Raw genomic sequence first — 12921 nt, forward strand, 5'->3', positions numbered from 1 at the left:
CGTATCAAGGGCGGAACTCCGCACTTAAGTAAGCTGCATCCGCCCTCAAAACGCCCGGGCGATAGTCGCTCGGGCGTTTTTTTGTCTGCAATAAACCGAATTAATAGGAAATCGCCCGTATGTTGGACGCCAATCTTAAAGCTCAGTTGAAGTCATACCTGGAACGGGTCACCCAGCCGATCGAGATCGTCGCCTCCCTCGACGACGGCGCGAAATCCCAGGAAATGCTCGCCCTTCTGCAGGACGTAACCAGCCTCACCACGCTGATTACCCTGAAGACCGATGGCGATGATGCGCGTAAGCCATCGTTCTCCATCAACCGCCCGGGTGCCGATATCAGCCTGCGTTTCGCCGGCATCCCCATGGGCCATGAATTCACTTCGTTGGTGCTGGCCCTGCTGCAAGTCGGTGGCCACCCGTCGAAGGCCAGTGTCGAAGTGATTGAACAGATCCGCGCCCTTAAAGGCGAGTTCAGCTTCGAGACTTACTTCTCGCTGTCCTGCCAGAACTGCCCGGACGTGGTCCAGGCGCTGAACCTGATGGCCGTGCTCAACCCGAATATCCGCCACGTCGCCATCGACGGCGCGCTGTTCCAGGCTGAAGTCGACGAGCGTCAGATCATGGCGGTGCCGAGCGTCTACTTGAATGGTGTGAACTTCGGCCAGGGCCGCATGGGCCTGGAAGAAATCCTCGCCAAGCTCGACACCAGCGGCATTGAAAAAGCCGCCGAGAAAATCAGCGCCAAGGAGGCTTTTGATGTGCTGGTCGTCGGCGGTGGCCCAGCCGGTTCCGCAGCCGCCATCTACGCCGCACGTAAAGGCATCCGCACCGGTGTTGCCGCCGAACGCTTTGGCGGCCAGGTGCTGGACACCATGTCCATCGAGAACTTTATCTCGGTGCAGGAAACCGAAGGGCCGAAACTGGCCAGCGCCCTGGAAGCCCACGTGCGTCAGTACGACGTGGACATCATGAACCTGCAGCGCGCCAGCAGCCTGGTGCCGGCGAAGAATCCCGGTGACCTGCACGAAATTCGCTTTGAAAGCGGTGCGACCCTCAAGTCCAAGACCGTGATCCTGGCCACCGGCGCCCGCTGGCGCGAAATGGGGGTGCCGGGCGAGCAGGAATACAAGGCCAAGGGCGTGTGCTTCTGCCCGCACTGCGATGGTCCGTTGTTCAAGGGCAAGCGTGTGGCGGTGATCGGCGGCGGTAATTCCGGTGTTGAAGCAGCCATCGACCTGGCCGGTATCGTCAGCCATGTGACCTTGCTGGAGTTTGACAGCAAGCTGCGCGCCGATGCGGTATTGCAGCGCAAGCTGTACAGCCTGCCTAACGTTGACGTGATCACCAGCGCGCTGACCAGTGAAGTCAAAGGTGATGGCCAGAAAGTGACAGGCCTGGCCTACAAGGACCGCGATACCGGTGAGTTCAAGACCCTCGACCTGGAAGGCATCTTTGTACAGATCGGCTTGCTGCCCAACACCGACTGGCTTAAAGGCACTGTGGAACTGACCCCCCGTGGCGAGATCATTGTCGATGCCCGTGGCGAAACTTCACTGCCAGGGGTATTCGCCGCCGGTGACGTGACGACCGTGCCGTACAAGCAGATCGTGATTGCAGTAGGCGAGGGCGCGAAGGCTTCCCTGAGTGCTTTCGATCACTTGATCCGTACCTCCGCTCCGGCCTAAGCCCAGGTCCTGAAACGAAAAACCCCATGAGTGATCATGGGGTTTTTCGTTGTGCGTTAGAAACTTACAGCGGTGCTGGCTGAATAATCTCAACCCAGTACCCATCCGGGTCCTTGATGAACGCCAGGCTTTTCATGCGGCCATCGCTCAGGCGTTTCTGGAAATCGCAGCCCAATGCTTCGAAGCGTTCGCATGCGGCGACAATATCGGGCACCGAGATGCAGATATGGCCGAAGCCCCGTGGATCGGTGTTGCCGTTGTGGTAGGCGAAGTCGGCATCGTTTTCGGTGCCGTGGTTGTGGGTCAGTTCCAGGATGCCCGGGATCGACTTCATCCATTGGGTGCGCGCGGCGGCGTCGGCCGGGATCTGGGATTTGTCCACCAGGGCCAGGAAGTACAGGCTGAATTCGGCTTCCGGGAAGTCGCGCTTTTCAACCAGGGAAAAACCCAGGACGCGGGTGTAGAAGTCCAGGGACTTGGTGATGTCCTTGACCCGCAGCATGGTGTGGTTGAACACGAAGTTCGAGGTGGCGGTGTCAGGTTGGGCGGTGACGCCCGGGAAGGTGTTCAGTTCGTGCAGGCTCATGGGCCCTCCAGAAAAAAATGGGGCAAACGCGGCTCCAGGTGCGAGGAGCGTTCCCTTGGCTTGCGGCTGGCGTCCGTGCAGCCGGGCCATGATACGCAAGGCCCGCTTGCTGCGCCAAATGAAAAAGCGCGCGCAGGTCTTGCGACCGGCCGGTGGCGGGGCTCACACTTTGTCGCTTGAACCTTGGGTGTCTTTTGCAATGATCGAATGTCGTATACCGCTGTTGAGCGCTCTGTGTTTGCTGTTGGCCAGCCCCTGGGTGTGGGCGGGCGACCCGGAAATTCACTGGCCCAGCGGCTGGCAGGTCGAGGAAGTGGTGCCCGACGGCGCCGCGCCAGCCACCCCGCAGCCGGTCTCGCGGCAGCGTGCGATCAAGAACGACGAAAATGGCAACACATTGATGGTGATGGAGTTGACGGGGACGCCGATCGAGGCCGGGCATAACGTTAATCTTCAGGGCGTATTGCTGGAGATGCGCAAGTCCATCCAGAAAGATTTTGCCCAGGGCGGTTATCAAAGTGTGTGCAGCAAGATGCACTCGACAACACTGAGTCGCCTTGAGGCCGTGGAAACTACCTGTGTGATTACCGAGAATGGACGGCACGTGCTTTCACAAACATTGGTGGGGGCTGTTGATACCGATAAAGCGTATGTTTTTTCATACGCGGGTCAAGCCGACGCTTACGAAGCCAGCAAGGATGAAGTCAGTTCGGTGCGCGCCAGCCTCAAACTTTAAGTGCGTTTCGCCCGTCGATTCTCAACAAGGTGAAATGTTATTTAAGTTCGGTTTCGAGCCCTTGAATAAAAAAGCCCCGCATGTGCGGGGCTCTTTGTTAGTGCGCTGCGATCAGCCGCGAAGCCAGGAGTCTACAGTGGCCGCGCCATACTGTTCTTTCCAGGCCTTGAGGCCACGGTGGTTACCGCCCTTGGTTTCGATCAGTTCACCAGTGTGCGGGTTGTGGTAAACCTTGACCACGCGCGCACGGCGCTGTTTGGGTGCGCTGGCGGCGGCAGCGCTGGTCTTGCCCGGGTTTGGATCAAGGATCAGGATAATGTCGCGCAGGCCTTTGCCGTAGGTTTTCATCAGTCCTTGAAGCTTTTCTTCGAATTCGATTTCTTTCTTCAGGCCGGCGTCGTTCTTCAGGGACTCCAGCTGGGCGAGCTGCTCTTGAAGGGCTTTTTCTGCTGCGCGAAATTCGGCGAGTCTGGACAAAATCTATACTCCAATAGTGTATTTGGCTGATGTCAACTACAGACAAAGCTATAAGCCAATAGCGTTAAGGCGACTCACAGAAGAAGTCGTCCTGCGAGTTCTGCACAGGCAAGAAAAATTGTAGTAGTTAATCCGTCACGAGTAAATCACGTCTTTTGTCGTATTAACAATATTTCAACGCCGCTAGTGCGTGCCTATTGAATGGCTGGCCAGGTTTTTAATGAAATCATCGCAAGGTAAAGGCCTTCCAAACAGGTAACCCTGGAGGAAATCCACACCATGAGCGGCCAAATATTCGCACTGCTCGGCAGTCTCTACACCCTCGGCAACGATGCCCAGGTCCAGCTTGCCGGACAATTCGATGATGCTGTCCAGAATATGCCGCGATAGTGCATCGGCACCGATCATGGCGACAAAACTCTGGTCGATCTTCAAGTAGTCCACATTGAAGTTACGTAAATAACCCAGGCTGGAGTGACCGGTACCAAAGTCATCGATGGCAATCATCACGCCCAGTTGATGCAGGGCGTCGAACAGTCGACGGGTAATATCCGTGGGCTCGATCAACTCGCGCTCGGTCAGCTCCAGCACCAAGGTCACCTGGCCTGGCGCAAAGGCGGCGAGAAATTCACGGCAATCCTCCACCAGTGCAAGGTCGTGGCAATGGCGCGCGGTGATATTCACGCCGATATGGAAGCCCGGGGTGAACTGCGTCGCATGGGGCGCCAGTTGGGCGGCGGTCTGGCGCAGCAGGGCGCGGGTCATCGGTACGATCAGGCCGGAATGTTCGGCCAGCGGGATAAACAGATCGGGCCGGACCAGGCCTTCCTTGGGGTGCTGCCAGCGCATCAGCACTTCGCAGCCGGCCCATTCGCGGGTGTCACCGCGCACCACCGGCTGGAAGTACGGGATGAACTCATTGGCCCCCAGCGCCCGCTGAAGCTCATGGGTGGGCGCCGAGGAGCGCTTTTGCAGCCAGTGCGCAAGCAGGCCCGCGAGCACGCCAAAGAACACCACCAGGCTGAACAGCGCCGGGTAACGTGCCTGCATATAGCGCCACACCTCACCGGCCGGCATGCCGGCGTCGACGCTGTAGCGATAGCGCTCGGACGCCAGGTGATGATGGGCCACGGCAAATACCGGGACGGCGGTGTCGTGCACGTTGCCATCGGCGCCGAGCCAGTGAGGCCCGACTTGCAGCACAAGCTGGGCATAGCGGCTGATCAGGCGCAGGGCGTTGGTCAGGTGATAGCCGTCGATCGAGGCAAACGCCGCTTTGTCCCCGTCGACCAGGCGGTAGACCAGCAGCGCGGTATCCGGCGTAACCGGGTTGCCGTTCATCAGCCACAGGCGGCCATCGACGTAGTCATCCGGGTTTACCGGTGACTCGTAGTTGCTGCCGAACAGGGAGCTGCAATAGATGTTTTTCTGCCAGGACAAGGTCGTCGCCCGCACGAACGGCCGGCGCGTGACCTGTTCACGCAACGCCAGTTGCGCGCCACTGTCACACGGTTGTCCGGCCAGGGGCAGCAAGGCCTGGGCGGCGAGGGCGGTATTGTCGAGCATCAGGTCGAATTGACGTACGGCTTCCTGGGCGGTTTGCGCCGTGCTTTGTTCGAGGGTGCGTTCGGCTTGCCAATACAGGATGGCCGCACCCAGCAGGATCGGCAGCACACCCGCCAACAGGCTGATCGCATAGCGGGTAAGAAGTCTTCGCGGGCCTTTGACAGTGAGGGGCATGGGTTCAGGCCTGTTGCGCAGGGAGAGGGCTTTACCGGCAGGCCGGCGGGGAATGTTCCGATGATAGATGGCCCGCTTGGAATTTGCTCGCCCTGACAAGGCCTTGCGCAATCTCGATAAAGGCCAGGGTGGCCGGTGACGACTGCCGACGATCCAGCACCGCCAGGCCGATCTGGCGCGGCACACGGGGCGAGAGCGGTCGCTTCACATAGCGCAGATCAAGTGCCTGGGGCAGCGACGCTTCGGCGACGATGCTCAGGCCATCGCCACGGCTGACCGCTTCCAGGGTGCTCAGCAGTTGTGCGCAGCGATAACGAATCCTTGGTCGCAGTTGTCCGGCGTCGAACAGGCGGGTGACCAGTTCCGAGGAGCCGGCTTCGGTCAGGATAAAGGCATCGTCGCACAAGTCCTGCAGGGCCAGGGTGTCCCGCGCAGCCAATGGATGATCTGCCGGCAGCAGCGCCACCATCTGGTCCTCGAACACGGCAAAGGTGTCGTAGCGCTCCTGTTCCAGCACCACAAAGCCCACATCGATCCGTCGCTCATCCAGCCACTGCAGCACCTGGCGGTCGGGGCCTTCGTCCACATGCACCTCAATCCCCGGATGGGCGCTGCGAAACTGGCTGAGGATGGCGGGCAGCAGGCGAATCGACGCGGTCGGCCCGAACGAGCCGATGCGCAAGGTACCGCGCCGCATGCCCCGGGCATCGGCCGCTTCTTGTTGCAGGGTGTTGGCCAGGCCGAGCATGGCACGGGCACGTCCGAGTAATTGCCGGCCGATGTCGCTGAGTTCTACCTGCGACTGGTGGCGGCGAAACAGCTCCACACCGAGCTCCTGCTCCAGGGCCTTGATGGCATGGGACACCGCCGACTGGCTGATGCCCAGGCGGTGGGCGGCACTGGTGAAGCCCTGCAGCTCGGCGACCAGCGAGAAGATTTCCAATTGGGTCAGGGTCATGAGTGAAAGCTCATTTTACGATGATCAGATATTAGCTGAAGAATACGCCAATTCTCTCCGTACCTAGAGCCATCCCCATGCATCCCGCCTCCGATTACCTGACTTATTGCAAACTCGCCGTCGTCACCATGATCTGGGGCGGCACCTTTGTCGCCGGGCGCTTCCTGGCCGACCACCTCAATCCGCTGCTGGCCGCCAGCCTGCGTTTTATCCTCGCCAGCCTGGCGTTGTTGCTGTTCATGGCCTGCGCGCGTATTCGTCTGTTACGCCCGAACCTTCGGCAGTTTGCGCAACTGGCGGTACTGGGCTTCTGCGGGATTTTTTTCTACAACCTGTGCTTCTTCTATGGCTTGCAGTACATCAATGCGTCGCGGGCTTCGTTGATCGTGGCGTTGAACCCGGCGGTGATCGGCCTGGCGAGCTGGCTGTTATTCAAGGAGCGGCTGAGTCGGATCAAGCTGCTGGGGATCCTGTTGTGCCTGGTCGGTGCCGGGACGGTCATTGTCAGCCGTAACACGCAGGTGTTGCAGGCCACCGCCGATGCCTGGATCGGCGACCTGCTGATCCTCGGCTGTGTGGCAGGGTGGGGCGTTTATTCGCTGTGTGCCCGTGGGCTCAACCAAAGCCTGGGGCCATTGCAGACGGTCACCTGGTCGGTGCTGCTGGGCACGTTGATGTTGACCAGTACCGCGTTTGTCACCGCAAGCGTCAGCGTAGAAGCGCTCGGCCGCTTGCAGCTCACCCAGTGGTTCAGCCTGGCCTACCTCGGCGTGTTGGGCTCGGCGCTGGCGTATATCGGTTACTACGACGGCATCCGGCGCATTGGCGCGACGCGCTCCGGCGTGTTTATCGCACTCAACCCACTGACGGCGGTGATCTGCGGTGCCTTGCTGCTGGGGGAGCAACTGACGGCGCCCATGCTGGCGGGCGGGGCCGTCATCCTGCTGGGCATCTACCTGTGCAACAAACCCCTTGCACAGCCCAGGGCAATGGGGATTTGATAAGAGTACGGACAAATGCATTTACGCTGTGTAGAATCGATTTACGCATACAAGAATATGGACTTGCGCTCACGCAAGCCTCGGCCGTCAGAGACTGATGTAACCATGAAGCTACTCGGCTCCCCCCTCATCTTTGGTGACTTCCTCGCCCGCAGTGTGCGAGGCCTTTCCTGCGCGCCGCCCTCCGACCTCATCCTTGCTCGCACATAACCAATTGCTACCCACAAGAATGATGAGGCGCCGGCCATGACCGACCACTATGAAAACCCAATGGGCCTGATGGGTTTTGAATTTATCGAATTCGCATCGCCGACCCCGGGCACCCTGGAGCCGATCTTCGAGATCATGGGCTTCACCAAAGTCGCGAATCACCGCTCCAAGAACGTCCAACTGTTCCGCCAGGGCGAGATCAACCTGATCCTCAACAACGAGCCCAACAGCATCGCCTCCTACTTCGCCGCCGAGCATGGCCCGTCGGTGTGCGGCATGGCGTTCCGCGTCAAGGACTCGCAAAAAGCCTACAACCGCGCCCTGGAACTGGGGGCCCAGCCCATCCATATCGAAACCGGCCCGATGGAGCTGAACCTGCCGGCCATCAAGGGCATCGGCGGCGCGCCGCTGTACCTGATCGACCGTTTCGGTGAGGGCAGCTCGATCTATGACATCGACTTCGTCTACCTCGACGGCGTCGAGCGCAACCCCCAAGGCGCCGGCCTCAAGGTCATCGACCACCTGACCCACAACGTCTATCGCGGGCGCATGGCCTACTGGGCCGGCTTCTACGAGAAACTGTTCAACTTCCGTGAAGCGCGCTACTTCGATATCAAGGGCGAATACACCGGCCTGACGTCCAAGGCCATGAGCGCCCCGGACGGCATGATCCGCATCCCGCTGAACGAAGAGTCGTCCAAGGGCGCCGGGCAGATCGAAGAGTTCCTGATGCAGTTCAATGGCGAGGGCATCCAGCACGTCGCGTTCCTCACCGACGACCTGGTCAAGACCTGGGACGCACTCAAGAAGATCGGCATGCGCTTCATGACCGCACCGCCGGACACCTACTACGAAATGCTCGAAGGTCGCCTGCCGAACCACGGCGAACCGGTGGATCAGCTGCAGGCGCGGGGCATCCTGCTGGACGGCTCGTCCATCGAAGGCGACAAGCGCCTGTTGCTGCAGATCTTCTCGGAAACCCTGATGGGCCCGGTGTTCTTCGAGTTCATCCAGCGCAAGGGCGATGATGGGTTTGGCGAGGGCAACTTCAAGGCGCTGTTCGAGTCCATCGAGCGGGACCAGGTACGTCGTGGTGTGTTGACCGCCGACTGATCCATGTGGGGCCTGGCAGGCTGCCCAGGTGCTTGACGAACATGCTCCGTATCCCAAGGTACGGAGCATTTTTTTTGCCTGCCAATTCAGAACGAGCTTGAAACAAACGACTTTTCCAGGCCTGGGAACCCGATTGATCGCGATATCCACACATGGGGGGCGCAAGAGCTGATGTTCTCCTGTGTCGCAACCGTGCATTCCGCGAACCCAACTTTAAGGAAAGACTGACTATGACAAAACAAACTCTGGCGGCTGCAGTGCTGGCCTTTTGCGGCTTTGCCGCCAGCTCCGCTTATGCGGCAGACGGTACCATCACGATCACGGGCTCGGTCAGTGGCACCACCTGCACCATCAGTGGCGGTACCGGGGCCTCGCCAGGTTCGGGCGCCAACTTCCCGGTAGTGCTTGACCGAGTGCAAACCTCGGCCCTCAAGGCCGCAGGCGATACGGCCGGCGCCAAGCGCTACTTTGTCTATGTCGGCGGCTCGGGCGGATGCCCGAACGGTACCAAGGTCGCCGTACGTTATGAGCCGACCAGCCCTGGCATCAACCCGGCAACCGGCAACCTGCGTAACACGGCCACGGCAACGCCGGCCTCGCGGGTTGAGGTACAAATCCTCGATGGTGCGACCTCCACGCCGATGGACTTGCGCACCGGCAACAACTCGACCGTTGCCACCGTTACCAATGGCCTGGCGACCTTGCCGTTCTACGCACGCTATATCGCCAACGGTGGCGCGGCGGGCGCGGGTAATGTCACCAGCAGTGTGCAGTACTCGGTCACCTTTCCTTGATGCAGCCACGCAGATGACCATCGCCTGAGATCCTCGCTCGACCCGGCGGTCGGGCGCAGGACAACTGTTATCAAGGATTACCCGATGCAGGATTTACTGATGATCTTAAGTCGTCGAGCGATGTGCGTGGCGCTGAGCCTGTCCTTGGGGATGGCCTCGCACATGGCGCACGCGGGCGTGGTTATCGACGGTACGCGACAGATTTACCCCGAGCAGCGACGCGAGGTCACCCTACGAGTGACCAATGATGACAAACATGCACCCCGCCTGGTCCAGGCATGGCTGGACGCCGGTGACCCAGAGGCAGCGCCGTCGCTGAGCGATGTGCCTTTCGTGCTGTCTCCGCCGGTATTTCGCCTGGACTCAGGCAAAAGCCAGTCCATGCGCCTGTCCTACACCAAGGCACCGCTGCCTGCGGATAGAGAGTCGCTGTTCTGGTTGAATGTACTTGAGGTCCCTGGTGCGACCAGTGAGTTTGATCCCACACTTGAAGACGATCAGCGGAACCACTTCAAGTTCGCGTTCCGTATCCGCACCAAAGTGTTTTTTCGTCCGGCGCAGTTATCCGGAACACCCGAGGAGGCGCCCGGGCTGTTGCGCTGGTCCCTGGCGCGGGTCGCCCAGGGCAACGAGATACAGGTGCATAACCCATCGGCGTATCACGTCACCTTCAACGACATTGCCCTGCTCATGGGCGCCGATCCAAACGCGAAAAAACTGATCCTGCCGGAAGGGATGGTGGAACCAGGAGGCACGTTGAAGGTACCGGTGCCGAAAGCCGCGAAGGCAATACCTGCCGATGCACGGGTGAGTTTCACCTACATCAACGATTTCGGCGGCTTTTCATCGGCGCAGCCTGCTGTGTTGCATCGCTGAACGCGTCTCCGGAGCGTTGATGAGGGCAAGCAAACGTACATTTCCCAGCGTCCACTGAAGTCATAACTATGCCTAGTCACATCCAGGTAAGGGTGCATCGTTGCGCCCCGATTTTGCCATTCCAGCCTCGCACGATGATGTTGGGTGGTTTGATGAGTGCGGCCGTGATGGCAAGCGATGCCGCGCTTGCGTCTGAGTTGAGCTTTGATCTGAACGCATTCTCCAGTGGCCTGGCGTCGTCGGTCGACACGTCACGGTTCAACACCGGCAACCCGATGAGCCCCGGCCTGTACCGCGTAGATATCGTGGTCAACGGCCAGGCATTGGGGCGCAGGGAGGTGGAGTTCGTCGCAGCCCAGGCAAAGGCCGGCGCGCAGCCATGCTTGAGTCGCGAAGTGTTGGAAAAGATCGGTATCGCGATGGATAAAGTCGATACCGAGGCCCATGGGCGCGAGGTCGGCAACCCTGCCGCAGCCGGCCAGTACTGCGGCGATCTGGGGCAGTGGATTCCGATGGCATCCAGCACTTTCGACCCGGGTGCGCTCGAGTTGGCCGCCAGCGTGCCGCAGGCCTATATGAAGCGTTCCATGCGTGGCTACATTGACCCCGAGTCGCTGGATGAGGGGATTGCCGCAGGGTTACTCAATTACAACTTCAGCACCAGCGCAGTCACCGCCGGTGAAGGTGACGGTCGTACTTACCTGGGCCTCAATGCGGGGATCAATCTGGGCGCCTGGCGCTTGCGGCACCAGGGCGCCCAGGCCTGGAGCAATCGCACAGGCTTCGAGACTTATCAGAACACGTCCACGTATGTGCAGCGCAGTATCATCCCCTGGCAGTCACAACTGACCCTGGGAGACACCTTCAGCAACGGACAGATCGTCGACGGGGTCCGCCTGCGGGGCGTGACCCTGGCCACCGATGACCGCATGCGCCCGCAGACGCAGCAAGGCTATGCACCGCAGGTACGGGGTGTCGCCGACAGTAATGCAACGGTCACGGTCAGCCAGAACGGCTACACCATTTATGAGACCACGGTGGCGCCTGGCCCCTTTGTCATCAGTGACCTGCATGCCACCGGATACGGCGGTGACTTGATCGTCAATGTGACCGAAGTCGACGGGCGTCGGAACACCTTCGTCGTGCCGTATTCAGTGGCCCCGCAGCTGCTGCGGGCCGACACGACGAAATACAGCGCCACCCTGGGTGAGGTGCAGCAAAAGGGCATCGATGCCAAAGGTGCGAACGTCTTTCAAGGCACTCTGCAACGCGGCTTGACCGATGACCTGACGGTGTATGGCGGCGGCAGTCTTTCCAAAGGCTATGAGCAGGGAAAGGTCGGTGTTGCGTTGAATACGCCCGTCGGCGCCTTTTCGCTGGACACCGCCACCTCACGTACCGCGGTGCCAGAGCATGGACGCCTGACCGGGCAAAGCCTCGGGCTTGGCTACAACAAAAGCCTGCCGGCCTCGGGGACGCATTTTGCGCTGGGCGCGTATCGATTCTCCACGGAGGGATACCTGAACCTTCCGGATGCCCTGAATGTGCGTGAGATCGCGAGCCGCTCCGGTGATGTCAACGGCTATGCCCGGCAAAAAAGCCGGCTCGACCTGACCATCAGCCAGCAACTGGGCATCGGCACCCTGAGCCTGTACGGCAGCTCTGTCGACTATTGGGGCGAGAACGAGGGCCGCCAGGTTTCATTCACCGCCAGCTACGGCTCGACCTGGAACAAGCTCAACTGGAACCTTTCGGCGCAACGTTCGAGGGTCCAGGACACGCGACAACTGACCCAAAGCGAACTCAGTGACGATGTGTTCTTCGGGCGTATCGGTCAACCCGGGCGCATTGATAACCGCTACATGCTCACGCTATCGATGCCCCTGGGGAGTGAGTCGAGGTCGCCGACGATCAATACTTCGCTGTCCCGGGATACCGGCGATACACGGGGCAGCCAGCAGCAGGTGGGCATCAACGGCTTCCTGGGCGAGAACGCCGAGGTCAACTACGGTGTTTCCGCCCACCGTGCGACCAGTGATAGCACGCGCTCCAGCCAGTTCAACACCTATGCGGGTTATCGCACCGATGCCACCCACCTGCGCGCCGGATATGGCCAGAGCCGCGATAGCTCGCAGCTTTCGTTCGGCGCCGACGGCGGAGTAGTCGTGCACGCCGACGGTGTGGCGTTCTCGCAAAGCCTGGGCGAAGCCTCGGCGCTGGTCCATGTGCCGGGAGCCGAAGGCGCCCGGCTTGGCGGTGGCGGCGGTACACGGGTCAACAGCAAGGGATACGCCGTCGTGCCCAATCTGACGGCGTTCCAGAACAATACGGTGGAGATCGATCCGGAAGGCATGTCGCTGGATGTGGAGCTTCAGGAATCGACCCGCAACGTCGTACCGACCTCGGGTGCGGTATCGCTGGTCAAGTTCGACACCGTCAACGGCCGGGCAGTGGTGGTCAAGGGCGTTCGCGAGAATGGCAGCCCGCTGCCATTTGCCGCACAGGTATTCGATGGGCAAGGGCGTGAGGTCGGTGTGGTGGGGCAGGCCAGCAAAGCCTTCGTCCGGGATATCCCCCAGGAGGGCCGCCTGACCGTCAAGTGGGGCAGCAAAATCGCCGAGCAGTGCGATATCCACTACCACATGCCGCCGGCCACCGCCGGCCAGCGACAGGTCACTACCGACTTCATGCAAGGGGTATGCGTGGCGAGCCAGGCTCGCCAGGTGGCGGGCCAGCCATGAGCGA

At 60.5% G+C, this 12921-nt stretch carries 11 protein-coding genes; 7 read left to right on the forward strand and 4 right to left on the reverse strand.

Annotated features, from left to right (window positions below):
• Positions 1 to 119: 119 nt before the first annotated feature.
• Positions 120 to 1685 (forward strand): alkyl hydroperoxide reductase subunit F, encoded by a 1566-nt coding sequence (gene ahpF / locus C8K58_RS04055; RefSeq protein ID WP_027606586.1) that lies wholly within the window; start codon positions 120 to 122, stop codon positions 1683 to 1685.
• A 64-nt stretch (positions 1686 to 1749) separates the two neighbouring features.
• On the opposite strand, the gene gloA is transcribed toward ahpF, so the two are convergent.
• Entirely contained in the window at positions 1750 to 2271 is a 522-nt protein-coding gene (gloA, locus tag C8K58_RS04060) for a lactoylglutathione lyase (protein WP_027606585.1), read from the reverse strand.
• Positions 2272 to 2470: 199 nt separating this feature from the next.
• Here gloA and C8K58_RS04065 point away from each other — a divergent pair, with 199 nt between their 5' ends.
• Positions 2471 to 3007, forward strand: coding sequence for a DUF4946 domain-containing protein (locus C8K58_RS04065; RefSeq protein ID WP_092357960.1), 537 nt, complete (start codon positions 2471 to 2473; stop codon positions 3005 to 3007).
• A gap of 111 nt (positions 3008 to 3118) precedes the next feature.
• Here the strand turns inward: C8K58_RS04065 and C8K58_RS04070 are convergent, their stop codons facing one another.
• The 3 genes from C8K58_RS04070 to C8K58_RS04080 all read right to left on the reverse strand — a co-directional run bounded on the left by C8K58_RS04070 (position 3119) and on the right by C8K58_RS04080 (position 6182).
• Complete coding sequence (locus C8K58_RS04070; RefSeq protein WP_027606583.1) at positions 3119 to 3484, reverse strand: histone-like nucleoid-structuring protein, MvaT/MvaU family; 366 nt, start codon at positions 3482 to 3484, stop codon at positions 3119 to 3121.
• 183 nt (positions 3485 to 3667) lie between these two features.
• Positions 3668 to 5224 carry an EAL domain-containing protein gene (locus C8K58_RS04075; protein ID WP_108573093.1) on the reverse strand — a complete coding sequence of 519 codons (1557 nt, stop codon included), beginning with the start codon at positions 5222 to 5224 and terminating at the stop codon, positions 3668 to 3670.
• A gap of 31 nt (positions 5225 to 5255) precedes the next feature.
• Positions 5256 to 6182: a LysR family transcriptional regulator gene (locus tag C8K58_RS04080; protein ID WP_108573095.1), complete on the reverse strand. Its 927-nt coding sequence runs from the start codon at positions 6180 to 6182 to the stop codon at positions 5256 to 5258.
• Between the two features lie 77 nt (positions 6183 to 6259).
• Here C8K58_RS04080 and C8K58_RS04085 point away from each other — a divergent pair, with 77 nt between their 5' ends.
• The 5 genes from C8K58_RS04085 to C8K58_RS04110 all read left to right on the forward strand — a co-directional run bounded on the left by C8K58_RS04085 (position 6260) and on the right by C8K58_RS04110 (position 12917).
• Positions 6260 to 7183, forward strand: coding sequence for a DMT family transporter (locus C8K58_RS04085; protein ID WP_108573097.1), 924 nt, complete (start codon positions 6260 to 6262; stop codon positions 7181 to 7183).
• Between the two features lie 246 nt (positions 7184 to 7429).
• Positions 7430 to 8506, forward strand: coding sequence for a 4-hydroxyphenylpyruvate dioxygenase (gene hppD, locus C8K58_RS04095; protein ID WP_027606579.1), 1077 nt, complete (start codon positions 7430 to 7432; stop codon positions 8504 to 8506).
• Between the two features lie 230 nt (positions 8507 to 8736).
• Positions 8737 to 9300 (forward strand): fimbrial protein, encoded by a 564-nt coding sequence (locus tag C8K58_RS04100; protein WP_027606578.1) that lies wholly within the window; start codon positions 8737 to 8739, stop codon positions 9298 to 9300.
• Between the two features lie 84 nt (positions 9301 to 9384).
• Entirely contained in the window at positions 9385 to 10176 is a 792-nt protein-coding gene (locus tag C8K58_RS04105; protein WP_256568868.1) for a molecular chaperone, read from the forward strand.
• A 167-nt stretch (positions 10177 to 10343) separates the two neighbouring features.
• Positions 10344 to 12917 carry a fimbria/pilus outer membrane usher protein gene (locus C8K58_RS04110; RefSeq protein ID WP_256592516.1) on the forward strand — a complete coding sequence of 858 codons (2574 nt, stop codon included), beginning with the start codon at positions 10344 to 10346 and terminating at the stop codon, positions 12915 to 12917.
• Positions 12918 to 12921 lie beyond the last annotated feature (4 nt).

The sequence above is a fragment of the Pseudomonas sp. GV047 genome, assembly GCF_003058245.1.
GTDB lineage: Bacteria > Pseudomonadota > Gammaproteobacteria > Pseudomonadales > Pseudomonadaceae > Aquipseudomonas > Aquipseudomonas marginalis.